Below are 26,984 nucleotides of genomic sequence, written 5' to 3' on the forward strand. Positions count from 1 at the left end.
CGTCGCAGGCTGAGCGGGCACGCGCCTCCGTCCTGGAGCTGTGGTCGGTGGCCTCGGACCGGCCCACTGTAGTCAGTGGGCCGCGGCGGCCAGGGCCCGGACGAGCCCACGGATCGTGCGGCCGCTCTGGGATGATGGCGGCATGACCTCCCCCGCGCGCGTGAGCCTGGCCGACGTGACTCCCCCCATCGCCCTGGGGCCGCTCGACGGCCGCTACCGGTCCGCGGTGGCGCCCCTGGTCGATCACCTCTCCGAGGCGGCGCTGAACCGTGAGCGCGTGCACGTGGAGGTCGAGTGGCTGATCCACCTGGCCTCGCAGCACGTGGTGCCCGGGGCCCCGGACCTCTCGGCCGCGGAGCGGCAGTACCTGCGCGACGTGGTCGCCTCCTTCGGGCCCGACGAGGTCGCGGAGCTGGCCGAGATCGAGCGCACCACCGTGCACGACGTGAAGGCCGTCGAGTACTTCCTCAAGCGCCGCCTCGCGGACGCCCCGGCCGTCCTGGGCCCGGACACGGTGCTGCCGTCGGTCGGCGAGCTCGTCCACTTCGCCTGCACCAGCGAGGACATCAACAACCTCTCCTATGCGCTGATGGTGCGGGGCGCCGTCCGCGAGGTGTGGGCGCCTGCCGCGGCCGCGCTGGTGGACGAGGTCGCGGCGATGGCCCGGGAGTCGGCGGCGACGCCGATGCTGGCGCTCACGCACGGCCAGCCGGCGACGCCCACGACGCTGGGCAAGGAGCTGGCCGTGCTGGCGCACCGTCTGCGCCGCCAGCTGCGGCGGATCGACGGGGACGAGTTCCTGGGCAAGCTCAACGGCGCCACGGGCACGTACGGCGCGCACGTGGTGGCCGTGCCGGGCGCCGACTGGCCCGAGGTCTCCCGCACGTTCGTGGAGCACCTGGGCCTGACGTGGAACCCGCTGACCACCCAGATCGAGTCGCACGACTGGCAAGCGGAGCTGTACGCCGACATGGCGCGCTTCAACCGGGTGCTGCACAACCTGGCCACCGACGTGTGGAGCTACATCTCGCGCGGGGTGTTCATCCAGACGCCGGTGGCGGGCGCGACGGGCTCCTCGACGATGCCCCACAAGGTCAACCCCATCCGGTTCGAGAACGCCGAGGCGAACCTCGAGATGTCGTGCGCCCTGCTCGACACCCTCGCGGCGACCCTGGTCACCAGCCGCTTGCAGCGCGACCTCACGGACTCGACCACCCAGCGCAACATCGGCCCGGCGTTCGGGCACTCGCTGCTCGCGATCGACAACGTGCGCCGCGGCCTGCGCGCGCTGTCCGTCGACGCCGGCCTGCTGGCCCGGGAGCTGGACCAGAACTGGGAGGTCCTCGGAGAGCCCGTGCAGTCGGCGATGCGGGCGGCCGCCGTGGCGGGCGTCACGGGGATGCAGAACCCCTACGAGCGCCTCAAGGACCTGACCCGCGGGCGCCGCCTGACGGCTGAGGACATGCGTGGGTTCATCGCCGGGCTGGGGCTTCCGGACGACGTCGCGGACCGTCTCGCGGCGCTCGAGCCGGGCTCGTACACCGGGCTCGCGGAGCAGCTGGTGGGCTACCTCGACGCCTGAGTGGCGGGGGTGGGCACACGGATCCACCCCGGTTCCTCACCAACCTCTCAGATAACGCTCTCTCAGTAAGGCCCCTGGTCAGAGCCCGACCAGGGGCCTTCTGGCCTCTTGCGGAGGATCCGGTTCCCGGGTAACGACCTCCGAAGTGGTCCAGATGCCCTGGGCCGTCTGGGTGAGTTCTGGACACCTGCCCGGATTCGTTGCACAATCGGGTTTCGATTCCGGAACGTCCGGTACATCCGATTTGGCGAGGGTGCCATCGTGACCCTGATGCAGAAGGCGATCACGCCCGCTCTGACTCGCGCTCATCTGACCGTGGGTCATGACCGCGTGGCCGGGTACGTGGTGCGGGCTGAGGACGTGTCCTTCGCCACGACGCCAGCCCAGCTGTTCGAGGTGCACGGACTCGGCTATCCCGGCACACCGTTCAGCCCGTACGCGCCGTCCATCGACGTGCTGCGCTTCGAGTCATCCCCGCAACTGCAGTACCAGGACGTGCCCGGCTACATCGTGCCGTTGTGGTGGCTGCGCCACTCGCGCATCCCCCCGGGCGCCGAGCTCGTGCGGATCTTCGCCGACGGCACCCAGATCCTCCTGGGCCACTACGGCGACGTCGGCACCGGCTGGACCGTCACCCAGCTCGGGGCCCAGCGCCCCGCCCTGGCGTCGCTGTCCCGCTGCGTCGGCCCGGTGGCCAAGTGGCACGGCGCGTACCTCGAGGCCGACGTGGTCGACGAGGGCAACACCGTGGTGCTCGCCCTGGCGAACCCCCCGCTGTTCGAGACTGACTTCCAGCAGTCCCCCGCTGGCCGCTGGTACCGCCGCGTCGCCCGGGAAGAGGTCAGCGAGCTGTTCGAGCTGGACCTCACCGCCCGGTGGAACGGCCTCAACGTCCGCGTGGTCGACCAGTGGCAGGACGCGCAGCGCTACGTCGTCGCCCGCATCTCCCACCTGGGCGACGACATGGAGCGCGCCGAGCAGCTGCGCCTGGACCGCGTGGAGGCCGGCGTCTACGAGGCGATCGTCTACGCGGCCGAGCTGACCGACATCCAGACCAACCAAGTCGTGCCCCACACCTGGGCGCCCGGACCAGCACAGAAGGCGTGGGCCTGACCGCTCCCGCTTCCCCGAGACCGCACGCCGGGCCTGGCTCCCCCCCGCTCAGGCCCGGCGTGCGCGCAGTTGCGCAGCGCCGCTACCCGCCCAGGACCGACTCGTCCTCGACACAGTCGCGCGTCGGCGGCTCCGCCACCCGGCGCGACGGACTGGGCAGCTCAGGCGTCGGCACAGCGGCGAGCTCGGCCACCGCCGCCGCGAACGCCTCGGCGTCCCCACGGCGCGCCGCCTCCCGCGCGCGGACGGTCGGCCCGTGCAGGGCCGCCCGCGCCCGGCGACGGACCGCGCGCAGGGCCACCGCCCGCTCCTGACTAGCCTCCGACCCTCGGGACGCCCGCTCGATGGCGCCGAGCACACGGACCCGCTGCTCGATCACCGCGGGGTTCCACGCGCGCACACGCTGCTGGGCCTCGAACTCGGCCGCGGTGCGCCGCACGATCGCCCGGGCGGTCTCGATGGGCGTCGACCTCTCGTCCGGCGCGGCCTCGCTCACGGTGGTCAGGCTCACCAAGCGCACTCCAGGGAGCTCACGCACCCCTGGGTCCACGTCGTGGCGCAGCGCCAGGTCGATGATCGCGAGCGGCCGATCGGTCCCCGCCCGCGCCGCGGCCAGCGCCTCGGCGCGGAGCACGGGCCCTGCGGCGCCGCTGCAGGCCACCACCAGGTCGACGTCGTCCAGAGCGCCCGCGAGGTCCCGGGTGGTGAGGGCCAGCACGCCTCGCGCCGCGGCGAACGCAGGCGCCCGGCCGCTCGGGGAGAAGACGTGGATGTCTTGGCAGCCCCGCGACTTCAGGGCGGCGAGGCTCGCGCCCGCGTACGAGCCGGTGCCCACGAGCACGCAGCGGACGGCCGGCCAGTCCGAGAGCCCGTCCTCGACCAGGTCGAGGGCCACCGAGACCATCGAGCGCCCCGCCGCGCCGAGGCCGGTTGCGGCCTCCACCGCCCGAGACGTGCGGGAGGCGACCTGGAAGAGGGCCTCGAGGTCGGTCGTGGTGGTGCCGTCGCGGCGCGCGGCGGTCAGGGCGCGGCGCACCTGCCCAGCGATCTCGCGCTCGCCCACCACCATGGACTCGAGCCCGGAGGCGACCGCGAAGAGGTGCTCGGCGACGTCGGCGCCGGTGCGGACGTGCACATCGGAGACGATCCGCTCGGCGTCGTAGCCGGTGTGCCGGGACACGACGAGGGCGGCCGCAGCCCGGGCAGCCGAGACGTGCTCAGCGTCGACGACGTCCAGGTACAGCTCGAACCGGTTGCAGGTCGCGAGCACCACGGACCCAGCGACAGGCGGGCACTCGGACACGATTTCGCGTCCGACCGCATGCGTCGCGGCGGACAGCCGCTCCAGCACCGCGAGGTCGAGGTCGTGGTGACTGGCGACCAATGACATCAGCACCACGTTGACGATTGAATCATCCCGAGGAATGTCCGGCACAATCGAGGCGTGAGCCTTCCTGTGACGCATCCGCTCGTCGACGGCCGAACCAGCAATTCTCCGCTGGTCGCGGCCTATTCCGGAGAGTCCCCGGCACGCCTTCCGGTGTGGTTCATGAGGCAGGCCGGACGTTCCCTGCCTGAGTACCGCGCGCTGCGCGAGGGCGTCGGGATGCTCGAGTCCTGCCTGCGCCCCGAGCTGGCCAGCGAGATCACTCTGCAGCCGGTCCGCCGGCACGACGTGGACGCCGCGATCTTCTTCTCGGACATCGTGGTGCCGCTGCTGCTGGCCGGCGTGGACGTGGACATCGTCCCCGGGGTGGGGCCGGTCATGGGCACTGCGGTGCGCACGGCGGACGACGTGGCGCGGCTGCGGGACGCGGGCCCCCTCACCGCCGAGGCCCTCGAGCCGGTGAGCCAGGCCGTGGCGATGACGGTCGCCGCGCTCGGGTCGACGCCGCTGATCGGGTTCGCCGGGGCGCCCTTCACGCTGGCCGCGTACCTGGTCGAGGGCCGACCCTCACGCGACCACCTTGCCGCCCGGACGCTGATGCACGCAGATCCGGAGACCTGGCGGGACCTCACCGAGTGGGCGGCCGACGTGACGGGCGCGTTCCTGCGGGCCCAGGTCCTGGCGGGCGCCAGCGCGGCGCAGCTCTTCGACTCGTGGGCCGGGTCGCTGTCACTGGCCGACTACGTGGCCCACGCGGCGCCGTCCTCGGGCAGGGCGCTCGCCAGCGTGGCCGATCTGGGGGTGCGCCGCGTGCACTTCGGCACCGGGACCAGCGAGCTGCTGACCGCGATGCGCGACGTCGGGGCCGATGTCATCGGCGTCGACTACCGCCTGCCGCTCGACGAGGCGAACCGCCGGTTGGGCGGGCGCACGCCGCTGCAGGGCAACATCGACCCGGCGCTGCTGGGCGCCCCGTGGCCCGTGCTCGAGGCCCACGTGCGCGACGTGATCGCCCGCGGCAGCGAGGCGCCCGGGCACGTGGTGAACCTGGGGCACGGCGTGCCGCCGGACACCGACCCGGAGGTCCTCACGCGCGTCGTCCGGCTCGTCCACGAGGCGTGAGCCCGATGCCCGCGGTCCCCGGCACGGCTGGCGAGCAGTGGGATGCCGTGGTCATCGGAGGCGGGGTCTCGGGGCTGGTCGCGGCACGCGACCTGGCAGCCGGAGGGCTGCGGACCCTGGTGCTGGAAGGGCGCGCGACCGCGGGCGGCGCCGTGGGGCGCCACGAGCTGGCCGGGCTGACGCTGGACTCCGGCGCGGAGTCCTTCGCGACGCGGGGCGGCGCGGTCGCCGAGCTGGCCCGGGAGCTGGGCCTGTCCGCCCGGGTGACGCCGCCCGAGCCGCGCGGGGCCTGGGTGCAGCTGCCGCAAGGCGCAGGACCCCTGCCGCGAGCGGGCGTGCTGGGCATCCCGACCACCCCCTGGGCTCCTGACGTGCGGCGGACCGTGGGGCTGCTCGGGGCCCTGCGGGCGAGCGCGGACCGGGTCCTGCCCGCCGGGTGGGGCGACCGTGAGCACGACGGCAGCCCGGTGACCCTGGGCGCGTTGGTGCGCCGGCGGATGGGTGGCCGCGTCCTGGAGCGGCTGGTGCGGCCGGTGGTGGCAGGCGTCCACGCGGCCGACCCCGACGACATCGCTGTGGACGCCGTGTCCCCGGGCCTGCGGGCGGCCCTCGCAGATCGCGGGAGCCTCGCGGGCGCGGTGCGCTCGCTGCGGGCCGCGGTCCCGGCCGGGTCGGCCGTGGCGGGCTTCGACGGCGGCCTGCACGTCCTGGTGGACGCGTTGCTCGCGGACCTGGCCGGGCGTGGCGCCCGGGCGCGCACCGGGTCACGGGCAGTCGAGGTTCGCCGGGCTGCGGACGTCCTAGGGGCGGCGGCGCCAGGGACGGACGCGGCCTCCGCGGGCGCCGACCCGACGGCCATGGCGCCGTTCGAGGTGGTCGTCGAGGACGCCCACGGGACCACGAGCGTGGTGCGCGCCGACCGCCTGGTCGTGGCGACGCCTGCTGCGGTGGACCTGCTGCGGGACGTGGCGCCAGGGCTGGCCGACGTCGCGCTCGACCCGGGCGCCGAGGTCACCTTGGTCACGCTGGTGCTCGATGCCCCGGCGCTGGACTCCGCGCCGCGGGGCACCGGCGTGCTGGTCTCCCCCGCGACACAGGGCGTGCGGGCGAAGGCGCTGACCCACGCGACCGCCAAGTGGGCGTGGCTCGCCCGGGCGGCGGGGGCCGGCCGGCACGTGGTGCGGCTCTCGTACGGCATGGCGGGCGACGGGCCCGCCCCCAACGCCCTGGCCGACGACGAGCTGGTCGCCGTGGCCCTGCGCGACGCCTCAGTGCTGCTGGGGACGCCGTTGGGCCAGGACCAGCTGGTGGCGTCTGCCCGAGTGGCTTGGTCGCAGTCGCTCCCCCGGCCGAGCGTCGCGCATCGCGAGGCCGTCGCGCGCGTCCGGGCCGCCGCCTCGACCGTGCCCGGGCTAGCCGTCTGCGGGGCCTGGGTTGCGGGCAACGGGCTCGCGTCCGTGGTCCCGGACGCCCGGGCGGCCGCGCGATCGCTGTCCAGCCCGCAATAGCACCGGGAATGCCGCACGAGAAACACCCGGAATTGCTGTTCTGACAGCACGTCACGAACGCACCACAATTCCGCGCCGATAAAGTGTTCTGACTCATTGTCACCTTGCCCTGGCCGGCGACAGGCGCTTCTCTGATGGGCGCCCTGCGACGCCCGGCTTTCGACATCCGCGCAGCCGAGGACGACACTGGACCCCATGCCCACGAAAGTCCGCATCGGCACCCGCGCCAGCGCCCTGGCCCTCACCCAGACCGGGCACGTCGCCGCCGCTCTCAGCCGGTCCGGCGCGGTCGAGGTCGAGATCGTGCGCGTGCGGACCGAAGGGGACCGGGTCACGACGCCGCTGTCCACACTGGGCGGCACCGGCGTCTTCGTCACCGCGTTGCGCGAAGCGCTGATCCGGGGCGAGTGCGACGTCGCCGTCCACTCGCTCAAGGACCTGCCCACCGTGCCGGGCGACGGCGTGGTGGTCGCGGCCGTGCCCCCGCGCGAGGACCCGCGCGACGCGCTGTGCGCCCGTGAGGGGTGGACGCTGGCCACGCTGCCGACGGGAGCCCGTGTCGGCACCGGCTCGCCGCGACGGGCCGCACAGCTCCTCGCCGCGCGCCCTGACCTCGAGGTCGTGGACATCCGCGGCAACGTCGACACCCGGCTCGCCCGCGTGGCGCCCGGCGACCTCGACGCCGTCGTGCTGGCACGCGCGGGCCTCGCGCGGCTCGGCAGGCTCGACGCCATCACCGAGGTCATCGACCCGGCGGTGATGACCCCGGCCCCCGGCCAGGGGGCGCTCGGGATCGAGGTCCGCTCACCCGGCAGCGTCGAGTCCTTGGGAGTGGACCTCGCCACCGCTCTGAGCGAGCTGGACGACCCCCGCGCCCGGCTCGAGGTGTTCGCCGAGCGCTCGCTGCTCTACCGGCTCGAAGCAGGCTGCGCCGCGCCCGTGGGCGCCCTGGCGCGCATCGAGGACCCCGTGGACGGCGGGGACGCGCACCTGGTGCTCGACGCCGTGGTGATCCGCACGGACGGGACCGCCCAGCTGCGCCGCTCGGGCTCGGTGTCGCTGCACATGCCATCGCCCTCGCCCGACCAGCCGCCGCCGCCAGAGTCCGCCCTCGTGGTGGGGGGCGTCTCCGTCCTCGACGGCTTCGCCCTCGCGCTCGGACGGGCGGTCGCCGACGACCTGCTCGCCTCAGGCGCCGCCAAGCTCGCCAAGGTCGGGCCCCGCTCCTCGGAGCTCGAGTGACGGCGCACGCCCAGCGGGGCCCCCTCAGCGGGCTCCGGGTGCTGGTTCCCCGCGCCACCGGGGATCCCGACCCCGTCGCCATCGCGCTGGCCGCGGCGGGCGCGGAGCCCGTGACCGTCGAGCTGATCACGACGGTGCCCCCGGAGGACCCCACCGAACTGGACGACCTGCTGCTCGCGCTGGGCGCCCACTACTACACCTGGCTCGTCGTGACGAGCGGCGCGACGCTGCCAGTGCTGGCCAGCCGCGCGGAGGAGGTCGGCTCGACGCTCGCCGAGCTCGTCGCCGGCACCCGGGTCGCCGCGGTCGGACCGGCCACCGCCCGCGCGCTGCGGCAGGCGGGGGTGCAGGTGGACCTGGTGCCCCGGGGGACGTCCTCGGCGGCCGCGCTGCTCGAGCAGTGGCCCGCGGCGTCGGGCGAGGGCCGGATCCTGGCGCCGCACGCCGACCTCGCGTCGCGCCGCCTCGTCGACGGGCTGCGCGCCCGCGGCTGGGAGGTGGACGACGTCGTGGCGTACCGCACGCTGCGAGGCGCCCCGCCCGAGCCGCAGGTCCGCGCGGCGTGGTCCGCCGGGGAGATCGACGCGGCGCTGCTCACCTCGGGCAGCACGGCGCGCCACCTGATCGAGCTGCTGGGGCCGCCGCCGCCCGGCGTGCTCGTGTGCTGCATCGGGCCCAGCACCGAGGCCGAGGCGCGCCGCCTCGGGATCCCCGTCGCGGGCGTCGCCCAGAGCCAGACCCCGGCAGGCCTGGTCGAAGCGCTCGTCCAGGCGGCCGCCACCGAGAATCGAGCACCGAGGTGAACCCGTGAGCACACCCGAGCCGAACCTGATCGCGCCCGTGGGGCGGCTGCGCCCCCGACGCCTGCGCTCCACGCCCGCCCTGCGGCGCCTGACCGCGCAGACCCGTGTGCACCCCGCCGGCCTGGTGCTCCCGCTGTTCGTCAAGGAGGGCCTGGAGGAGCCGGCGCCCATCGGCTCCATGCCGGGCGTCGTCCAGCACTCCCGGGACTCGCTCCGCCGCGCCGTGGCGCAGGCCGCCGAGGCCGGGATCGGCGGGGTCATGCTGTTCGGCGTCCCCACCCACCGCGACGCGACCGGCAGCCAGGCCACCGACCCGCACGGCGTGCTGAACGTGGCCATCACCGACGCGGTGCGCGAGGCGGGCGACGCGCTGGTGGTGCAGGCCGACTTGTGCCTCGACGAGTTCACCGACCACGGCCACTGCGGCGTGCTGACCCCCGACGGGCGGGTCGACAACGACGCGACACTCGTGCGGTACGCCGCGATGGCCCTCGCGCAGGCCGAGGCCGGCGCCCATCTGGTCGGCCTGAGCGGGATGATGGACGGCCAGACGGCCGTGGTGCGCGACGTGCTCGACGACCACGGGCACGACGACGTCGCCGTGCTGGCGTACGCCGCGAAGTACGCCTCGGCGTTCTACGGGCCGTTCCGCGAGGCTGTCGACTCCCAGCTCGAGGGAGACCGGCGGACCTACCAGATGGACCCGGCGAACCGTCGCGAGGCGGCCCAGGAGGTCGCGCTCGACATCGCCGAGGGCGCCGACATCGTCATGGTGAAGCCCGCGATGAGCTACCTCGACGTGCTCGCCGACGTCGCCGCGACGTCCACCGTCCCGGTCGCGGCGTACCAGGTGTCAGGCGAGTACGCCATGATCGAGGCCGCCGCCGCGAACGGCTGGATCGATCGTCGCCGAGCTGTGATGGAGTCGGTGCTCAGCATTCGGCGCGCAGGCGCCGATCAAGTACTGACGTACTGGGCGGTCGAGCTGGCCGGATGGCTGCAGGAGGAAAGCTGATGGGTGCAGGAAGCGAGACGTCCGCGTCGTACTTCGAGCGGGCGCGATCCGTGACGCCGGGCGGGGTGAACTCGCCCGTGCGCGCCTACGGCTCGGTGGGCGGCACCCCCCGGTTCCTCACGTCGGCGCGCGGCGCGTACGTGACCGACGCCGACGGCAACGAGTACGTCGACCTCGTGGGGTCGTGGGGCCCGGCGCTGCTCGGGCACGCCCACCCGGTGGTGGTCGAGGCGGTCCGTGAGGCCGCGTCCCGTGGGCTGTCCTTCGGCGCCCCCACCCTCACCGAGGTCGAGCTCGCGGACGAGATCCGGGCCCGGGTCCCCGCGGCGGAGCGCGTGCGCCTGGTCTCGACCGGCACTGAGGCGACCATGACGGCGGTGCGGCTGGCCCGCGGCGTGACCGGCCGCGAGCGGATCGTGAAGTTCGCCGGGTGCTACCACGGGCACGTCGACTCGCTGCTGGCGGAGTCCGGCTCAGGGGTGGCGACCCTCGGCCTGCCCGGTTCGGCGGGTGTGACCTCCGCGGTCGCCGCCGAGACCATCGTGCTGCCCTACAACGACCTCGAGGCCGTCGAGGCCGCGTTCGCCGAGCACGGCAGCACCATCGCCGCGATCATCACCGAGGCCGCCCCGGCCAACATGGGCGTGGTCCCGCCCGTGCCCGGCTTCAACGCCACCCTGCTGCGCATCGCGCACGAGCACGGCGCGCTCCTCATCCAGGACGAGGTGCTCACCGGGTTCCGCGTCGGCCCGGCGGGCTGGTGGGGGCTGGAAGGCTCCGTCGAGGGATGGGATCCCGACCTCTTCACCTTCGGCAAGGTCATCGGAGGCGGCCTGCCCGTCGCCGCGGTCGCCGGGCGCGCTGACGTGCTCGACGCGCTCGCGCCCCAGGGCCCCGTCTACCAGGCGGGCACCCTGTCCGGGAACCCGGTGGCCACGGCCGCGGGCCTCGCCACGCTGCGGGCCGCCGACACCGCGGTGTACGGCCGCATCGACACGGTCTCCGCCGCACTGCGCGCGGCCGTCTCCAGCGCGCTCGCCGAGGCTCAGGTGCCGCACGCCGTGCAGTGGGCCGGAAGCCTGTTCAGCACGATGTTCGGCAGCGCCGCCGCCACTCGCGGCGCCCGGGACTACGCGTCGGTGCTGGCCACGGACTCGTGGCGGTACGCGCCGTTCTTCCACTCGCTGCTCGAGCAGGGTGTGTACGCGCCGCCGTCGGCCTTCGAGGCGTGGTTCGTCTCGGCGGCGCACGACGACGAGGCCGTCTCCCGCATCCTCGAGGCACTCCCCGCCGCTGCGCGTGCCGCGGCGCAGGCCACGCCTCCGCAGGGGTAGCCGGCCTCCGGGCGCCGAGCAGAACTGACCACTGGGTCGTGATCCGGCATGATGTCCCCCGGACGCGGAGGAACCGCGCGAACCGGACGCGAGGAGACTCCCAGTGCCGCTCATGCAGAAGGCCGTCACGCCTGCCGTCTCGGCGGCCATCCTGGACCACGGATACGACAGGGTGTCGGGCTTCGTGCTGCGGGCGGAGGACGTGCGGTTCGCGACCACCGCTGAGCTGCTGTTCGAGGCGCACGGCCTAGGGTTCCCCGGCTCGCCGTTCCGCGTGGACGCGCCCTCGGTGGACCTGCTGCGGTTCCCGACGTCCGGGCAGCTCCGGTTCGAGGACGCCGTGGGCGGCACCGACGACTCGTCCCGCCGGAGCACGGGCGGCCCGTTCCTGGACCGGCCGCCGTTCACCGGGCTCGGGTTCCAGGCCGTGCACGGCGAGGTGGTGCCGCAGTTCTGGCTCATGCACACGCGGGTCCCGGCCGGCACGGAGCTGTTGCGGGTCCACGCCGATGGGACCACGACGATGCTGGCCCGGTTCACGGACGTGGGGCACGGGTGGCAGCCCGAGGGCGGCGACGCGGTGCCCGGCCCGGCGCTGTCGCGTTTCGTGGGGCTGATCGCACGCTGGCGGGGCGAGTACCTGGCAGCGGACGTGCTCGCCGATGGCGGCGTGGTGGTCGCGTCGGAGATCGAGCCGGAGCCCTCGCTCGACGGATTCACCGTGGCGCCGGGCGGGCGGTGGAGGCGTGAGGTCCCCCGCGACGAGGTCACCGAGCTGTTCGAGCTGGTGGTGACCGCGACCTGGGACGGGCTGCCGGTCCGGGTGGTCGACCAGTGGACCGGCGAGGACGGCGAGCCGGTGGCGCGCGTCTCGTACACCGGCCACGACGCGGATCTCGCCGAGTCGCACCGCCTCGAGAAGCTGGACGCGGCGGTCTACGAGGCCACCGTGCCGATGAGCGCTCTGCGGTTGGTGACCCCGGGCCAGCTGGTGCCCGACGAGTGGGCGGCGACGACGGCCTGAGGGTCGCACGGTCGTCGCACGGCTGGGACTGACGTCCCCGCGGGGAATACCCCCTAGGGGTACCGTGTTGTGAAGAACGAAGCGGCGGTGGACGCCGCGTCCGACTCGCGCCACGGAGGTCCTGTGCACGGCTACATCCAGGACAAGGACGACTACCTCAAGCGGCTGCGCCGCATCGAGGGCCAGGTCCGCGGCATCGCCCGCATGGTCGAGGACGACACGTACTGCATCGACGTCCTCACGCAGATCGCCGCCGTCACCAAGGCGTTGCAGGCTGTCAGCATCGGCCTGGTCGAGGACCACCTGGGCCACTGCGTGGTCGACGCCGCCCGGGAGTCCCCCGAGGCGGGCGCCGCGAAGGTCCGCGAGGCCAGCGACGCCATCGCCCGCCTCGTGCGCAGCTGACCGTCCCGCCACCCACCTCACCCCGGCCGACACGGCCGGCCATCGGAAGGAACCACCATGAGCCAGACCCTGACCTCCACGTTCGGCGTCGACGGCATGACCTGCGGCCACTGCGTCGCGGCCGTCACGGAGGAGCTGACGGCTCTCCCCGGTGTCAAGAACGTCAGCATCGAACTGGTCAAGGGCGGCACGTCGCAGGTCACCGTGGTCTCCGACGAGCCACTGGGCGACGACGCCCTGCGGGGAGCCGTCGAGGAGGCGGGGTACGCGCTGACACCCAAGGGGTCGCTGCTGTGAGCTCCGCGCCCCGCACCGAGGGAACCGCCCATGTGACCGCCCCCAGCGCGCCGGTCGGCACGATCGACCTCGCGGTCACTGGCATGACGTGCGCGTCGTGCGTCGCGCGGGTCGAGAAGCGCCTGAACCAGGTGCCCGGCGCGAACGCGACCGTGAACCTCGCGCTCGAGACGGCGCACGTCGAGCTCACCGTCCCGACCGACGAGGAGTCGCTGCTCGCGGCCGTCCGCAAGGCCGGCTACGACGCGCGCGTCACCGGTCGACACGGATCGGCCGCAGCGGCGCCCGGGCCCGCGGCGGCCGACGCAGGTCCGCACACCGCGGGTCCGCACACCGCGGGTCCGCGCACCGCAGAGCACGACGCCGACGCCACCGCGCCGACCGCAGCGCACGACGGCGCCCACGGCATGGACCCCGTCGAGCACGCTCTGTCCGGGCACTCGATGGCGCCCGGACACGACATGGAGCCCGACGAGGACACATCGGCGCCCACCGCCGACCGCGGCTCGGTGCTCCGCACCCGCCTGCACGTGGCGGCGGTGCTGTCGGTCCCGGTGCTGCTGCTGTCGATGATCCCGGCGCTGCAGTTCACCGGCTGGCAGTGGGTCGTGGCGGCGCTCGCGCTGCCCGTCGCCACGTGGGCCGCGTGGCCGTTCCACCGCGCCGCCTTCCGGGCCGCGCGGCACGGGGCCTCGACGATGGACACGCTGGTGTCGATCGGCATCATCGCGGCCACCGGCTGGTCGCTGTGGGCCCTGCTGCTCGGCGGGGCCGGCGAGCTCGGCGTCACCATGACGCCGACCCTGTGGCCCGCCGCCTCGACGGACGGCATGGAGATGGCCGTCCCCGAGCTGTACTTCGAGGTGGCCGCCGTGGTCACCACGTTCCTGCTCGCCGGCCGCTACGCCGAGCACCGCTCCCGGCGCCGTGCCGGGGACGCCCTCCGGGCACTGCTCGACCTGGGCGCGAAGGACGTCGCGGTGCTGGTCACCGGGCCCGACGGGGAGAGCGTCGAGCAGAGGGTCCCGATCGACCGCCTGCGCGTGGGCGACGAGTTCGTGGTGCGCCCCGGGGAGAAGATCGCCACCGACGGGACGGTCGTCACCGGCACGAGCGCCATCGACGCCTCGCTGCTGACCGGCGAGCCGGTGCCCGTGGACGTCGCCCCCGGCGACGACGTGACCGGAGCGACGATGAACACCTCCGGGAACCTCGTGGTGCGGGCCACCCGCGTCGGCGAGGAGACCCGGCTCGCGCAGATCGGCCGCCTGGTCGCCGCCGCGCAGACCGGCAAGGCGCCCGTGCAGCGGCTCGCCGACCGGATCTCGGCGGTGTTCGTGCCGATCGTGCTGGTGCTCGCCATCGCCACGCTCGTCACGTGGCTCGTCACAGGCGGCGGCGCGCAGGCCGCGTTCACCGCGGCCGTGGCTGTCCTGATCATCGCGTGCCCCTGCGCCCTGGGCCTCGCGACGCCCACCGCCCTGCTGGTGGGCACCGGCCGCGGCGCCCAGCTGGGCATCCTCATCAAGGGCCCGCAGGTGCTCGAGCAGACCCGCGCGGTCGACACGGTGGTGCTGGACAAGACCGGCACCGTCACCGAGGGCCGGATGACGCTCGTGGACGTGCTGGCGCCCGACGGGTCGGACGACGAGGCGGCGGACGAGGTGCTGCGGCTCGCGGGCGCCGTCGAGGCGCTGTCCGAGCACCCCATCGCGCGCGCCATCGCCGACGCGGCGGCCGAGCTCGCCGCGGCACGCCGCGCCCGCGTCCCGGCGGGTGTCGGCGAGGACGGGGTCGTCATCGGCTCCGACCAGGTGCACGACTTCCGCAACGAGGCCGGGCACGGGGTCGCCGGCGTGGTCCGGGTCGCCCATGACGGCCTGGGCCTGGCTCGTCGCGTGCTGGTGGGCCGGCCCCGCTGGCTCGCTCAGCAGGGGATCCGCACCGACGACCTCGACGCCCCGTTTCAGGCGGCCGAGGCTGACGGCGCCACCGCCGTGATGGCGGCGTGGGACGGCCGGGCGCGGGGGGTCCTCGTGCTCCGCGACCCGGTCAAGGCCACGTCGAAGCAGGCAGTCGCCGAGCTGCGCGCCCTGGGCCTGCGGCCCGTGCTGCTGACCGGCGACAACCTGGGCGCGGCACGCGTCGCAGCCCACGCGGTCGGCATCCCCGACGGGGACGTGATCGCCGAGGTGCTGCCCGAGGAGAAGGTGCAGACCGTCGAGCGCCTGCAGGCGCTGGGCGCCCGCGTGGCGATGGTCGGCGACGGCGTGAACGACGCCGCCGCCCTCGCCACCGCCGACCTGGGCCTGGCGATGGGCACCGGAACCGACGTGGCCATCGAGGCCGCCGACCTCACCCTCGTGCGCGGCGACCTGCGCTCGGTGCCCGAGGCCATCCGGCTCTCCCGCCGCACCCTGCGGATCATCAAGCAGAACCTGTTCTGGGCGTTCGCCTACAACGTCGCGGCCATCCCGCTCGCCGCGCTGGGCCTGCTCAACCCGATGATCGCGGGCGCCGCGATGGCGTTCTCCTCGGTGCTCGTGGTGACCAACTCGCTGCGGCTGCGCACGTTCCACTAGGCACCGCCGCTGCGAGGCGCCGGCCCCCGTCGCTCCACCCCGGAGCGGCGGGGGTCACGCGCGTCCCGTGCCCAGCGGCCGCGCGCGCCACACCACGTCGAGCGCCGGGTGTCCGGAGGCACTTGGCTCCACCCTCTCCACGGTGAAACCCTCACGCTCGTAGAACGCCCCCGCGCGCACGTTGGCCGCGAAGTGCTCGACGCACACACGGTCCGCATCCGAGGGCATCTGCCGGATCAGCGCCTCGACGAGCCGAGGACCCCACCCGCAGCCCAGGCGCCCGGGATCCACGTAAAGCTTGTAGATCACCTGGTCGGCGCCGCTCCGACCCCGCTGCCCGACGCCCACCACCCGGCCCTCGTCCTCCCCGACGACGACCAGGCCGCCGTTCACGGCAGCATCGATCTGCTCCTCGTTCCACCACAGGCGCACCTGCGCGTCAGCGGCCTCCGCGCCGATCAGCGGCGTGTAGTGCGGGCGGATGTGAGCCTCGCCGAACTGGCAGATCGCGGCGACGTCGCCGATCCCGGCATCCCGCACGAGCCCTCCGACTCCTCCCACTACGCCCCCTCGCCACAGGTCCGTCCGGTCCCTCAGCAGGCTAGGCCAGCAGGGCGCGACGCCCAGGACGACGGCCGGCACGCGCCCTCCTGGTCGATCAGCGGCGAGCGGGTGTCGGAGGCGGGCGAGACGATGGGGGTGCGCCGCTGGCGTTCGGCCGGCGGCCAGTCGGCAGGGGGTCGATGAGATGGACTTCAGGCTCGAGCTCGTGTTCGTCCCGGTCAGCGACGTGGACCGGGCCAAGGCGTTCTACGCCGACAAGGTCGGTTTCGTGGTCGATCAAGACCAGAAGGTCTCCGACGACCTGCGCTTCGTGCAGCTCACCCCGCCCGGATCGGCCTGCTCGATCTCGATCGGCGTCGGCCTCTCAGACGCCGCGCCGGGGTCGACCAGGGGCCTGCAGGTGGTGGTCGACGACGCCGACTCTGCCCGGGAGTTCCTGCTCGCCCACGGCGTCGACGCCCCGCCCGTGGAGGAGTTCCCGTGGGGCCGCTTCACCGGGTTCAGCGACCCCGACGGCAACCAGTGGGCCGTCCAGCAGCTGCCGCCCCGATGAGCCGCTCGCCACTGCATCAGGCCGACCGCGCGGTCAGTGGAAGCGGCGCCCTTCGTCGCGGCGGTAGGCCATGACCGCCAGTGCCGCGAAGACCGCCGCCCATCCGGCGAGCACCGGCACGGCCAGGCCATAGGCGGGCACACCGCTCGTCACCTGGACCACCAGGTCGCGGGCGGCGCGGGTGGGAAGCGCGCGGGAGGCGACTTCGAGCCAGGCCGGGAAGATCTGCGGCGGCATGAACAGCCCGCCGGCGAAGGCCAGCGGGAACAGCACGGCCTGCACGACGGCGATGGCCGACTTGGCGCTGAGCGAGTACCCGATGGCGAGGCCGAGCAGCAGGAACACGAACGCCACGACGGGCACCATGCCGAGCCCGCCGAGCAGCTCGCCAGCGCTCAACGAGGCCTGGGTGAACAGTGCCGCGATGAGGACGAGCGGCACCAGGGCGAGGAAGCACCACACGATGCCGTTGAGCACCCGGCCGGCCATCCGTGGCCCGACCCCGGCGGGCAACGTGCGAACAAACGGGTCGAAGGGCAGGGCGCGGTCTTCCGCGACGCCCGCCCCGAAGCTGAACATGCACGCCGAGATGACGGCGAACGTGCCGAGCTGCGACACCGCGGCGGTGGCCGCGACAGGGTCCTGGGCGACCGCCTGCTGCGGCACCACGAAGAAGAACATGGCCAGTGCCGGGAACAGGAGGTTGCCGATCACCGCGATGGGCACCCGCACGGTCTCCAGGAACTGGTAGCGGCCGTGCAGCATCGCCAGGCTGGCCCACGAGCGCAGGGCGCCCGGCTCCGACGGGAGTGCGACGGGCTCGGGGACGGCGCGGGCGGTCATCGGGGGTTCTCCTCGTTCGCGCGGCGGGCGCCCTGGCGGCGGTCCGCGGTGCGGCGGTCCGGGTCTCGACCGGCTGCGGCGCGGCGGCGCTCTGACCTGCGGCGCTCGGCCGCGGAGCGCTCGGCGAACAGCGGCAGCCCGTCGTCGGCGACGGGGTCGGGGGCGGTGGGCTCGGCGCTGGTGAGCGCCAGGAACGCCTCCTCGAGCGACGCGCCACGGACCTCCAGCCCGCTGAACGGGACGTCGGCCCGGACCAGCTCGCGGACCACCCGATCGGCGTCGGCGGCCAGCAGCGTCCACCGCTCCGCCTCGTGCCGCACGCCCACGACGCCGGGCAGCGCCGCCAGCGCGGCGGCCTCGGCGCCCGGGGCGGACAGCACCACGCGACGCACCGCGACGAGGTCGAGCACCGCGGCCAGCGAGTCGTCGGCCAGCACCCGGCCATCGCCGATCACGACGACCCGCTGGGCCAGCGCCTCGATCTCCTCCAAGTAGTGGCTGGTGAGCAGGATGGTGGCGCCGTCGGCGTGGTAGTCCAGCAACGCTTGCCACAGGATGTGCCGGGCCTCGACGTCGAGGCCCGTGGTGGGCTCGTCAAGGAGCACCACGCGGGGGCGCCCCACCAGCGCGAGCGCCACGGCGAGCCGGCGTTTCTGCCCGCCGGACAGCCCCCCGGTCTGGCGCGCGGCGAGCCCTTCCAGGCCGAACCGCTCGAGCAGCTCGCCACGGGGCATGGGGTCCGGATAGTGGCCGCCCACGAAGTCGACGACCTCGCGCACCTTGAGCGAGTCCGGCAGCCCGGTCTCCTGCGGGGTGGTGCCCAGGCCGATCCGCGCCGCGGCGTCGCGAGGGTCCTGCCCGCACAGCGTGACGGTTCCGGAGTCGGGGCGGCGCAGGCCGCTGACGAGGCTGAGCAGGGTGGTCTTGCCGGCGCCGTTGGGGCCGAGCAGGCCCACGAGCTCCCCGGCGCCCACCTCGAGTGTCACGTCGTCGAGGGCCAGGACGTCGCCGAACCGGCGCGTCACGCCGTCGAACTGGATCACAGCGGCGCTCATGACGGCCCTCCCAGCAGCTGCGCGAGCGAGCGACGGTAGCGCTCGAAGGCGAGCCGGCCGGTGGTGGTCAGCTCGAGGTAGGTCACGGGCGTGCGGCCCTTGTGGGTCTTGGTGACGGCTACGTACTCAGCCTCCTCGAGCTTGCGCGCGTGCGTCGAGAGGTTGCCGGCGGTCATGTCGAGCAGCTCCTGCAGCCGGGTGAAGGCGATGCGGTCCCCGGCGGGGAGCGCGGCCAGGGTGGCGACGACGCGGAGGCGGGCCTGTGCGTGGATGACGGGGTCGAGCTCGACGTCGGTCATGCCGTGCGGGCCGCCGATCCGGCCATTCGGCCCCGGCGGGCCTGCCGCCGCGCGTGCTCGATCCCGGCGCCCACGAGGAAGCCTCCGCCGCCCGCGAGCGCCATGACCAGGAACGTGAGGGGCAGGCCCACCGAGCTGGCGACCGCGGCGACGACGAGGATCCACACGCCGAGCCAGAAGAGGGCGGGCTCCTGGTCCATGGCGCCGCCCGCCATGTAGAGCAGGCCCACGATCAGGCACGCGAGGCCGTTGGACGCGAGCGCGACGAGCTCGTGGGAGGCGCCGGCGTTGACGAAGGCCCCGATGAGCGCGCCCTGGAGCAGGAAGCCGAGCCCCCAGGCCCAGCCGTACATGGCCCCGGCGGTGACGCTGGGGCCATGCATCCCGGCGGCGCGGCGCACCGAGTGCACGATGGTGAAGACGACCGCGGAGCTGATGCACAGCCCGAAGACGATGAACGCGCCGCTCGGCGGGCGGTACACATCGAGGTCCTTGACGGCGAGCCACAGCGCTCCGTAGCCGATCAGCCAGGCGGCGCCCCAGACGAGGAAGAGCAGCCGGCCGTCCGGGGTGGCCCCGGCGCGGACCCGCTCCTGCTGCGAGGCGATGATGGCCAGTCCGTCGGCCGGCGCGGGGGGCGCGTCCTCGATGTCGTGCGCGTGCTGCTGCATGGCGGGCCTCTTCTCGTGGGCTTTGTATCGCAAAGTACTTTGCCTTGCCCCATGGCGCAACCGTCGCCATCCCTCGCACCTCCGAGCCGACCCACCGGCGCCCGTCTACCCTCGGGGAGGTGAGCACCCCCGGGACAACGCCCGCCCCCGGCCTGGCAGCCATGCGGCGCCGGGTCACCGCCGAGGTCTGGATCGTCCTCGGCCTCTCGCTCGGCCAGTCCGCCGTGTACGCCCTGGTCAACATCGTCGCCCGCCTCACCGCCGACGCGCCGCTGTCCAGCCAGTCCACGACCCTCAACCCGAGCCGCTCGCCACGGCCCTACCTGGACCTCACCTACCAGCTGCTCAACATCGGGTTCGCGCTGCTGCCGGTCGCCCTCGCGCTCTACCTGCTGTCCGCCAACGGGCGCAGCGCGGTGCGCCGCATCGGCCTCGACCTCGTGCGCCCGTGGCGCGATCTCGCCACCGGGGTCGGGCTCGCCGCGCTCATCGGGATTCCCGGGCTGGGGCTGTACGTGCTGGGGCGAGCCATCGGCATCACCGTGGAGGTGCAGGCCTCGGCGCTGAACGCCGCATGGTGGACGATCCCCGTCCTCATCCTCTCCGCGCTGCAGAACGCGCTCCTCGAAGAGGTGATCGCGGTCGGCTATCTCACGGAGCGGCTGCGCGACCTGCGCTGGGGCGCCCTGCCGATCGTCACCGCGAGCGCCCTGCTGCGCGGCTCCTACCACCTCTACCAAGGCATCGGGCCGTTCGTCGGCAACGTGGTGATGGGCGTCGTCTTCGCCGAGTACTACCGCCGACGGCGCCGGGTGATGCCGCTGGTGGTGGCGCACACGCTGCTCGACATCGTCGCGTTCGTCGGGTACGCACTGCTGCCCGTCGAGGTCCGCGAGGCGCTCGGCATCCGGTGACACGGCGCCCGGAGACGGGGGTTACGCGAAGAACCTCGCGGTTCGCTGTCGGCTGATGAGCGGATGGCGACGGGTGTTCTCCAGGCTGGCCGGGGATCTGATCCCTAGACTCGCCGGTATGCCTGACACGCCGAGCGGAGCCCTCGGCGTCAGCCATACCCCGGAGGCGGAGGACGAGCAGGCGCAGTCCCGGCCGTCCGAGCAGCAGACCGAGGTCATCGACGGCGTCGAGATCTCCGACACCCCCACCGTGCGGGTGCACCACCCGGGCGACCTCGTCGGGGTGGTCACGTCCGCCCTGGGCGCCGTGCTGCTCATGGTGCTGGCCACGTACGCGCAGAACACCACGACGGGTGTCGCCGAGGACGTGCAGGGCTTCGCCTCCGTGCTGCGCAGCATCCTCATCGTCCCCGTGGCCGTGCTCGAGGGGATCGTCACCCTCGTCGTCCCGGTCGCGGTGCTCACCGAGCTCGCGGTGCGGCGGCTCGGGCGCCAGGTGCTCGAGGCGCTGGGCGCGGGGATCGCCGCGCTGCTGCTGTGCTCCGCCATGGAATGGGCGCTCACCACGTTCGGCACCTCCGACCTCGTCGACGGGCTCTCCGTGCGGGTGGGCGGCGACTGGACGCTGACCGTGCCGGGCTACGTCGCGCTGCTGGCAGGGCTGCTCACCACCGCGGGGCCGCGCGGACGGCGCAAGACCATCCGCTGGTCCTGGAACCTGCTGTGGGTGGCCATCGGCGTCGTCGTCATCACCGGCCAGGTGTCGCTGCCCGGGGTGATGATCGCGCTGCTGGTGGGGCGCGTCGCCGGACTGGGCATGCGCTACCTCGCCGGCGTGCAGTCCGAGCGGGCCTACGGCGCCGGGCTCATCGCCGGCATCCGACGCGTCGGGTTCGACCCCGAGCGGGTGATCCGGGTCCCCGAGCCCGAGCCGGGCGAGGAGCGGCAGCGCATCGCCGCCGACGCCTACACCCGCAACGCAGAGCACCGGCTCTACTCGCTCACCACCACCGACGGCAGGCTGCTGGACGTGCTCGCCTTCGACGGCGACCGACAGGTCGTCGGCAGCCTCTCGCGGCTGTGGCGCTCGCTGCGCCTGCGCGGGATCGACGGCCGCTCCGTGGTGTCCATGCGCCAGGCCGCCGAGCGGTCCGCGCTGCTCTCGTACGCCGCGCGCTCGGCCGGGGTCCGGACCCCCCAGCTGCTCCGCATCGCCGAGGCGCAGGACTCGATGCTGCTGATCCAGGAGCACCTCCCCTCGGCGGCGCCGCTCGCGGACCTCAAGCCCGACGAGATCACCGACGAGGTGCTCGAGGCGATCTGGTCGCAGCTGCGGGCCGCGCACGCCGCCGGCCTGGCGCACCGCGCGCTGACGAGCGACTCGATCCTGGTCGACAGCCTGCTGGGCCAGCCCGTCGTGTGGCTGGTGGGCTGGGAGACCGGGGACGTCGCCTCGTCCGAGCTGGCCCGCCGGATGGACGTCACCCAGGTGATCGCGCTGCTCGCGCTCCGGGTCGGCGCCTCCCGGGCGGTGCAGTCCGCCGTGGCGGTCCTGCCCGACGCGGAGATCGCCGCCGTGGGCCCGCTGCTGCAGACCATCGCGCTGCCACGCCAGACCCGCGAGGAGATGCGGCAGCACAAGGACGTCATGGCCGAGTTGCGCTCGGCGCTGGTCAAGCGCCTGCCCGAGGCGGACGTCGAGCCCACCCAACTCGTCCGGTTCGGCGCCCGGACGCTGCTCACGATCGTCCTGACGGTCGTGGCCGCGGTGATCGTCCTCACCACCGTCAACGTCAAGGAGATCAGCGACGCCGTCGCCCAGAGCGACTGGCGCTGGAGCATCGTCGCGTTCGGGCTCGGGCTGTTCACCCACTTCGCGGCGGCCCTGGTGTTCGTGGCGTTCTCGCCCGTGCGGCTGTCCATCTGGAAGGCCACGCTCACGCAGACCTCCGCCGCGTTCGTCGCGGTCGCGGCCCCGGCGGGGATCGGCCCAGCGGCGCTCAACCTGCGGATGCTCACCAAGCGCGGGGTGTCGACCACGCTCGCCGCCGCGACGGTGGCCCTCGTCCAGGTCTCGCAGTTCGTGGTGACCATCGTGCTGCTGCTGGTGCTGTCGGTCGCCTCGGGCACCAACCAGGCCGAGCGGTTCAAGGTGCCCCCGCTGGCGCCCGTCATCGGCGCCGTCATCGTGGTGCTGGTGGCGGCGCTGCTGCTGGTGCCGAGCATTCGGCAGTGGGCGATGAGCAAGGTCGTGCCCACGCTGCAGCAGACCTGGCCCCGCCTCATCGAGGTGGTCGGCCAGCCCCGGCGCCTTGCCCTGGCCTTCGCCGGCAACGTGGGCATGACGCTCGGCTACGTGTTCGCCTTCGAGGCCTGCCTCGCGGCCTTCGGCGAGCAGCTCACCCTCATCCAGGTCGCGCTGATCTACCTGGCCGGGAACACGGCCGGCGCCGTCGTCCCGGTGCCCGGCGGCATCGGCACCATCGAGGTGAGCATGATCGCGCTGCTCGCCGGGTCAGGTGTCAACGCCGGTGTGGCGACCTCGGTGGTGCTCTTGTTCCGGGCGCTCACGTACTGGCTGCGGATCCCGATCGGCTGGGTCGCGATGCGGTACATGCAGCGCAAGGGCGAGCTCTAGCCGCGCGCCCGCCCCGGATCGGGCGAGGCCTCTGGATCAGGCGAGCGCTTTGGCCTTGAGCTGGGTGAACTCCGCGTCGTCGATCACCCCGGCGTCGTAGAGCTCCTTGGCATGCTGGATCTCCTGGGCGGGAGACCTGCCCGCGACCTGCCGGATGTACTGGTCCGTCTCAGCCTGAACGTGCTGGGCGGCCTCGGCCTGCCGATGGGCCATGCCCGTGCCGCGGAAGATGATGTACAGCAGCGCGGTCAGGAACGGGAAGACCACCAGCCCGATGATCCACAGCGCCTTCCACCAGCCGCTCAGCCCTCGGTCGCGGAAGATGTCCGCGAGGATCTGGAACAAGATCATGAGGTAGACCACGAACAAGAAGGCCCAGATCGCGATCCACAAGAAGTCCCACACGCTGTCCCACTCCATGACGCCCCCCGACGCTCCCGCTGAGCCAGCCGCAGGAGTCGGTCACGCGGCCCCCCGGACGTGGTCTGACATCTCGATGCTAGGCGCGCGTTCCACGCACGTCCCCTCGAAGCGGGTCATCCTGGGCAGACCCGGGCGGAGGCGCAGATTCCGGGATTGAGGCCAGGCGCGGGGGCGCCAGCAGGGACCGCGTGGGCAGCACCCGGTCGAGGCCGATGATGATCGCCCCGAGCACCCAGAACCCGACGCCGTACAGCGCGACGTTGACCAGCAGGCCTGCGTACCCGTGCACGGCCACGTCGACGAAGCCGTACGGGTACCCGAGCTCGGGGGCGACCGCGCCGCGCACGGTCGTGAACAGGCAGTACGCGAGCGGGTACGCGAGCCACGCGAGGGCCAGCCTCAGGCGCAGCCTGCGGTGGGGGTCGACGAGCACGAAGTCGGCGAGGGCCGCGATCGGGGTCACCACGTGCACCAGGTCGGAGTCCGTCAGGCCCAGAATGAGCTCGGGCTGCGGATCGCCCGGCTCGAGGATGACGGCGTAGACGAGCCCGGCGATGAGGATGAACAGCGTCGCGGCGCCTTTGAGCCAGGCGGGCGGCCCGTCGAGCCTGCTGCTGGTGGCTGGGGGCGCGCCCCGGCGGGTGGCGGCGCGCAACGACCCGACACCGGCCCAGGCCATCACGACCACGAGCAGCAGGTTCGACTGGTTGGTGAAGTAGACGAGCCCGGGCAGGTCGTCGCCCAGCCAGATCTCGCGCACGCCGACGATCCCGATCGCGGCGACGAGCAGGCGGAACACGCCGACGATCAGGTGCATCACGTCACTCCCGGGTGCTGGCCCTGCCGGGGCCGGACCTCGGCGGGCGGGCCGAGGCAGGCGCCAGTTTGCCAGGGGTGCGAGGAGCAGGCCAGGAGCCGCCTGCCGTCAGGCGGGTCCCGGCAGGTAGCTCAGGGGAGCCCGACGTAGTTGCGCTGAGTGGGGACGAAGTCGAGCTGCGCTGCGCCGGCGGAGGCGATCCGCGCCCACGCCTGGAGCCGTCCGGCGCCCGGGCCGGCCTGCTGCTCGATGCGGGTGAGCTCAGCCTCGGCCGAGTCGTAGGGGCCGAGGGGTCCGCGCTGGTCCATGTCCGTGTCCTGTCGTTCGGTAGCCCGGCTGACCGCATGGGTCCCGTGGCTTTGCGTCCCCTCCTTGCGGAGGGTTTGCCTGTTCGCTGACAGGTGCGACATTAGACGAGGGTGAGATCCCGCGGAAGCGTTTGCGTCGAACATCTCGTGAACAGACGTCCAAATCACCCAGTCAGACCAAACGGACAGAGGGGACGGGGCCACCTCCGTGTGAGCGCGCGGTGGCGCACGGGCGCCACCAGGGCCATACTGTTGTGACGCAGATCACACCAATGCGTGGTGGATGGCGTCATCCACCGACATCTCACGAGACGGGGCGCTCCCTCGCAGGAGCCCCGCCGCGCTGGACGTGCCGCGGGCGACACGCAGGGGGGGTCGTCCGCACACCGGCGCAGCCGCGTCACGCGGGGGGCAGACGTGGCGGCGCCACAGCGCGGGGCTTCTGACCGAGCCCCCCACGGCCGGTCAGAAGCCAACCCCCGGGTCAGCCGCGATGGGGCGGGCCCCCGGGGACCTCACTCAGCCAGCGGCGGCGCGCAGGAACGACTCGAGCAGCGGGCCCGAGGTCGTCGACCCGAAGTCGCCCTCCTCCACGAAGACCGCCACCGCCAGGTCCCCGTGCACCGCGATCATCCAGGTGTGGTTGCGCAACGCGTCCTGCGCGCCGAACTGCGCCGTCCCGCTCTTGGCCAGCACCGGCTCCCCGGGCACGTCCTGCAAGAACGTCCCGCCGCCCTCGGTGACGAAGGCCCGCATCATGCCCCGCAACGCCTCGGCCTCGGCCGCCGTGAGGGGAGCCGCCGCCGGAGCCTCGGCCGCCTCGGCAGAGGCCACGAGCCGCGGCACGACCCGCTCGCCCTGGGCCACCGACGCGGCGACGACGGCCATCGCCAGTGGCGACGCCTGGACCTTGCCCTGGCCGATCATCGAGGCCGCGTGGTCCGTGCCCTCCGCGCTGCTCGGCACCGATCCCAGGTACGCGGGGAAACCGACCGCGACCTCCTGGCCCAGGCCCAGGCTGGCCGCCGCGTCCGCGAGAGCCTGCTGGGACGCGGACTCCCGCGCCCCGATGAACGCGGTGTTGCACGACTGGGCCAGCGCCACGCGCAGCGGGATCTCGCCCAGCGCGCTCGCCGGGTAGCCCGGGTAGTTGGCGAACGACCGGCCGTCCACGGTGACCGTCGCCGGGCAGCTCAACGGGCTGTCCGGCGTCAGGCCGGAGCGCAGCAGCGCGAGCGAGCTCACCACCTTGAACGTGGATCCGGGCGCGTACGTGCCGACTGTCGCCGTCGACAGCCCGCCGCCGCCCGGGCCGCTCGCGGCGGCGAGCACCTCACCGGTCGAGGGGCGCAGCGCCACGATCGCGCTGGCGGGCGCCACCGGGGCGAGGACCTCCTCAGCGGAGCGCTGCAGCTCCACGTCGAGGGTCAGGGCCAACGGCTCGCCCTCCGCCGGGTCGAGGTGGAACAGCACCCGGGTGGCGGGTCCGGCGGCCGCGGTGATGGTCAGCCCGGGGTTGCCGCGCAGCTGCTCGTCGTACTGCTTCTGCAGGCCGCTGAGCCCGGTCAGGTCGCCCGCGGCGATCGCCCCCTCGGAGGCCTCGACGATCTCCGCGGTCGCGGGCCCGACGGCGCCCAGGATGGGCCGCGCGAAGGTGCGGGTCGGCGCCAGTGGGAGCTGGTCGGGGACGGCGTTGACGCCCGGCAGCGCGCTCAGCAGCGCCAGGTCGTACGCGGGGTCCCCCTGGCGCACGACGATGGCCTCGACGAAGGCCTTCTCCCCCGCGGCGGCGACCCGGCCGGCGTAGGCGTCGGCGTCCATCTCGAGGGCCGTCGCGAGACCGCGGGCCGCGGCGTCCTGGCCTGCGGCGTCGACGCGGGTCTTGTCGATGCCCAGGCGGGTCACCGCGCGATCCTCCACGATCACGGCGCCACCGGCTCCCAGCACGTCGGCACGGGGCGCCCGGTCGCGCTGGACGGCCAGGGTCTCCTCGGCCGTGAGGTCCGGGGCGAGCACCGCGGGGGACCAGACCGGCTGCCACTGGCCGTCGACCCGGGTGAGGGCGGCCTCGGTGGTGTAGGTCCAGTCGACGTCGCCCGGGTCGACGTCCCAGGTGTGGGCGAGCGTCGCGGTCGCCCGGTCCTCGTCCTGCTCGTCCACGGCCACCGACTCGACGGTCACCGCAGGAGTCCACTGCTCCAGGGCGGCGAAGGCCTCCTCCCGGAAGGCGGCGGCGGAGGCCGCGTCCGACTCGGGGAGGCCGGACCCAGCGAAGTCGCCCGAGGCCAGCGCGGCCGCGAGCGCGTCGGCGGCGCCCTCCGGGCCGGGTTGCGAGGACGTGCACCCCGCCAGCGCGCCCATCGCCAGGCTGAGGGCCAGCACGGCTCGCAGCCCTCCGCGACCACCGGTGCCGAACGTGCAGGTCATCTCTCCCCCAGCTGTCGTGCGATCGCCCGCTGTCCCGCGTCGCCGCGGCAGACGTGGC

At 73.8% G+C, this 26,984-nt stretch carries 25 protein-coding genes and 1 riboswitch; of the genes, 15 read left to right on the forward strand and 10 right to left on the reverse strand.

All coding sequences use genetic code 11. The annotated features are described in order from the left end of the window. Positions 1-142 precede the first annotated feature (142 nt). Both purB and NP064_RS15800 read left to right on the forward strand, forming a co-directional pair. Positions 143-1,582, forward strand: a complete 1,440-nt coding sequence (gene purB / locus NP064_RS15795) for an adenylosuccinate lyase (protein WP_227569898.1) — start codon at positions 143-145, stop codon at positions 1,580-1,582. 270 nt (positions 1,583-1,852) lie between these two features. Then, the gene (locus NP064_RS15800) at positions 1,853-2,695 is read left to right on the forward strand and encodes a hypothetical protein (protein ID WP_227569953.1); all 843 of its coding nucleotides are present in this window, start codon (positions 1,853-1,855) and stop codon (positions 2,693-2,695) included. A gap of 82 nt (positions 2,696-2,777) precedes the next feature. Here NP064_RS15800 and NP064_RS15805 read toward each other — a convergent pair whose 3' ends face one another. After that, entirely contained in the window at positions 2,778-4,085 is a 1,308-nt protein-coding gene (locus NP064_RS15805; protein ID WP_227569897.1) for a glutamyl-tRNA reductase, read from the reverse strand. Between the two features lie 54 nt (positions 4,086-4,139). Here NP064_RS15805 and hemE point away from each other — a divergent pair, with 54 nt between their 5' ends. The 10 genes from hemE (at position 4,140) to NP064_RS15855 (ending at position 15,414) form a co-directional block, all read left to right on the forward strand. Beyond that, positions 4,140-5,204 (forward strand): uroporphyrinogen decarboxylase, encoded by a 1,065-nt coding sequence (gene hemE / locus NP064_RS15810; protein WP_227569896.1) that lies wholly within the window; start codon positions 4,140-4,142, stop codon positions 5,202-5,204. A 5-nt stretch (positions 5,205-5,209) separates the two neighbouring features. Beyond that, on the forward strand, positions 5,210-6,712 hold the full coding sequence (locus tag NP064_RS15815) for a protoporphyrinogen/coproporphyrinogen oxidase (RefSeq protein WP_227569895.1): 1,503 nt from the start codon (positions 5,210-5,212) through the stop codon (positions 6,710-6,712). 195 nt (positions 6,713-6,907) lie between these two features. Further along, entirely contained in the window at positions 6,908-7,954 is a 1,047-nt protein-coding gene (gene hemC / locus NP064_RS15820) for a hydroxymethylbilane synthase (protein WP_227569894.1), read from the forward strand. Continuing rightward, the gene (locus NP064_RS15825; RefSeq protein WP_227569893.1) at positions 7,951-8,757 is read left to right on the forward strand and encodes a uroporphyrinogen-III synthase; all 807 of its coding nucleotides are present in this window, start codon (positions 7,951-7,953) and stop codon (positions 8,755-8,757) included. Before hemC ends, NP064_RS15825 begins: the two co-directional genes overlap by 4 nt. A 4-nt stretch (positions 8,758-8,761) precedes the next feature. Further along, the gene (hemB, locus tag NP064_RS15830; protein ID WP_227569892.1) at positions 8,762-9,772 is read left to right on the forward strand and encodes a porphobilinogen synthase; all 1,011 of its coding nucleotides are present in this window, start codon (positions 8,762-8,764) and stop codon (positions 9,770-9,772) included. Continuing rightward, positions 9,772-11,106, forward strand: a complete 1,335-nt coding sequence (hemL, locus tag NP064_RS15835) for a glutamate-1-semialdehyde 2,1-aminomutase (RefSeq protein WP_227569891.1) — start codon at positions 9,772-9,774, stop codon at positions 11,104-11,106. Before hemB ends, hemL begins: the two co-directional genes overlap by 1 nt. A gap of 103 nt (positions 11,107-11,209) precedes the next feature. Further along, positions 11,210-12,130 carry a hypothetical protein gene (locus tag NP064_RS15840; RefSeq protein ID WP_227569890.1) on the forward strand — a complete coding sequence of 307 codons (921 nt, stop codon included), beginning with the start codon at positions 11,210-11,212 and terminating at the stop codon, positions 12,128-12,130. A 69-nt stretch (positions 12,131-12,199) separates the two neighbouring features. After that, positions 12,200-12,535 carry a metal-sensitive transcriptional regulator gene (locus NP064_RS15845; protein WP_372456391.1) on the forward strand — a complete coding sequence of 112 codons (336 nt, stop codon included), beginning with the start codon at positions 12,200-12,202 and terminating at the stop codon, positions 12,533-12,535. 57 nt (positions 12,536-12,592) lie between these two features. Further along, the gene (locus NP064_RS15850) at positions 12,593-12,832 is read left to right on the forward strand and encodes a heavy-metal-associated domain-containing protein (RefSeq protein WP_227569889.1); all 240 of its coding nucleotides are present in this window, start codon (positions 12,593-12,595) and stop codon (positions 12,830-12,832) included. Positions 12,833-12,864: 32 nt separating this feature from the next. Continuing rightward, positions 12,865-15,414, forward strand: coding sequence for a heavy metal translocating P-type ATPase (locus NP064_RS15855; RefSeq protein ID WP_372456397.1), 2,550 nt, complete (start codon positions 12,865-12,867; stop codon positions 15,412-15,414). 54 nt (positions 15,415-15,468) lie between these two features. On the opposite strand, the gene NP064_RS15860 is transcribed toward NP064_RS15855, so the two are convergent. Beyond that, a complete protein-coding gene (locus tag NP064_RS15860; RefSeq protein WP_227569888.1) occupies positions 15,469-15,975 on the reverse strand; it encodes a GNAT family N-acetyltransferase in 507 nt (168 codons plus the stop codon). Here NP064_RS15860 and NP064_RS16780 point away from each other — a divergent pair. Continuing rightward, complete coding sequence (locus NP064_RS16780) at positions 15,938-16,531, forward strand: glyoxalase superfamily protein (RefSeq protein ID WP_431355875.1); 594 nt, start codon at positions 15,938-15,940, stop codon at positions 16,529-16,531. The two genes, NP064_RS15860 and NP064_RS16780, sit on opposite strands and share 38 nt — an antisense overlap. A gap of 33 nt (positions 16,532-16,564) precedes the next feature. Here NP064_RS16780 and NP064_RS15870 read toward each other — a convergent pair whose 3' ends face one another. From NP064_RS15870 to NP064_RS15885, 4 genes are read right to left on the reverse strand one after another with little or no spacing between them, the layout of a single operon-like run. Next, entirely contained in the window at positions 16,565-17,374 is an 810-nt protein-coding gene (locus NP064_RS15870; RefSeq protein WP_372456390.1) for an ABC transporter permease, read from the reverse strand. After that, a complete protein-coding gene (locus NP064_RS15875; RefSeq protein WP_227569886.1) occupies positions 17,371-18,429 on the reverse strand; it encodes an ABC transporter ATP-binding protein in 1,059 nt (352 codons plus the stop codon). The genes NP064_RS15870 and NP064_RS15875 overlap by 4 nt, the downstream gene beginning before the upstream one ends. Next, on the reverse strand, positions 18,426-18,728 hold the full coding sequence (locus tag NP064_RS15880) for a transcriptional regulator (protein ID WP_227569885.1): 303 nt from the start codon (positions 18,726-18,728) through the stop codon (positions 18,426-18,428). The genes NP064_RS15875 and NP064_RS15880 overlap by 4 nt, the downstream gene beginning before the upstream one ends. Beyond that, positions 18,725-19,399 carry a hypothetical protein gene (locus NP064_RS15885; RefSeq protein ID WP_227569884.1) on the reverse strand — a complete coding sequence of 225 codons (675 nt, stop codon included), beginning with the start codon at positions 19,397-19,399 and terminating at the stop codon, positions 18,725-18,727. The genes NP064_RS15880 and NP064_RS15885 overlap by 4 nt, the downstream gene beginning before the upstream one ends. Before the next feature lie 161 nt (positions 19,400-19,560). Between NP064_RS15885 and NP064_RS15890 the strand changes: the two genes are divergently transcribed. Both NP064_RS15890 and NP064_RS15895 read left to right on the forward strand, forming a co-directional pair. Next, entirely contained in the window at positions 19,561-20,313 is a 753-nt protein-coding gene (locus tag NP064_RS15890) for a CPBP family intramembrane glutamic endopeptidase (RefSeq protein ID WP_227569949.1), read from the forward strand. Between the two features lie 118 nt (positions 20,314-20,431). Continuing rightward, positions 20,432-22,951 (forward strand): flippase-like domain-containing protein, encoded by a 2,520-nt coding sequence (locus NP064_RS15895; protein ID WP_227569883.1) that lies wholly within the window; start codon positions 20,432-20,434, stop codon positions 22,949-22,951. A gap of 36 nt (positions 22,952-22,987) precedes the next feature. On the opposite strand, the gene NP064_RS15900 is transcribed toward NP064_RS15895, so the two are convergent. From NP064_RS15900 to NP064_RS15915, 4 genes are all read right to left on the reverse strand, one after another. Continuing rightward, positions 22,988-23,371, reverse strand: a complete 384-nt coding sequence (locus tag NP064_RS15900; protein WP_227569882.1) for an SHOCT domain-containing protein — start codon at positions 23,369-23,371, stop codon at positions 22,988-22,990. 79 nt (positions 23,372-23,450) lie between these two features. Continuing rightward, the gene (locus tag NP064_RS15905; protein ID WP_227569881.1) at positions 23,451-24,191 is read right to left on the reverse strand and encodes a Pr6Pr family membrane protein; all 741 of its coding nucleotides are present in this window, start codon (positions 24,189-24,191) and stop codon (positions 23,451-23,453) included. Positions 24,192-24,322: 131 nt separating this feature from the next. Next, entirely contained in the window at positions 24,323-24,499 is a 177-nt protein-coding gene (locus tag NP064_RS15910) for a hypothetical protein (protein ID WP_227569880.1), read from the reverse strand. 15 nt (positions 24,500-24,514) lie between these two features. After that, positions 24,515-24,589, reverse strand: a riboswitch (cyclic di-GMP riboswitch). A gap of 429 nt (positions 24,590-25,018) precedes the next feature. Beyond that, positions 25,019-26,926 carry a penicillin-binding transpeptidase domain-containing protein gene (locus NP064_RS15915; RefSeq protein ID WP_227569879.1) on the reverse strand — a complete coding sequence of 636 codons (1,908 nt, stop codon included), beginning with the start codon at positions 26,924-26,926 and terminating at the stop codon, positions 25,019-25,021. Positions 26,927-26,984 lie beyond the last annotated feature (58 nt).

This window comes from Cellulomonas chengniuliangii (genome assembly GCF_024508335.1).
Taxonomy (GTDB): domain Bacteria; phylum Actinomycetota; class Actinomycetes; order Actinomycetales; family Cellulomonadaceae; genus Cellulomonas_A; species Cellulomonas_A chengniuliangii.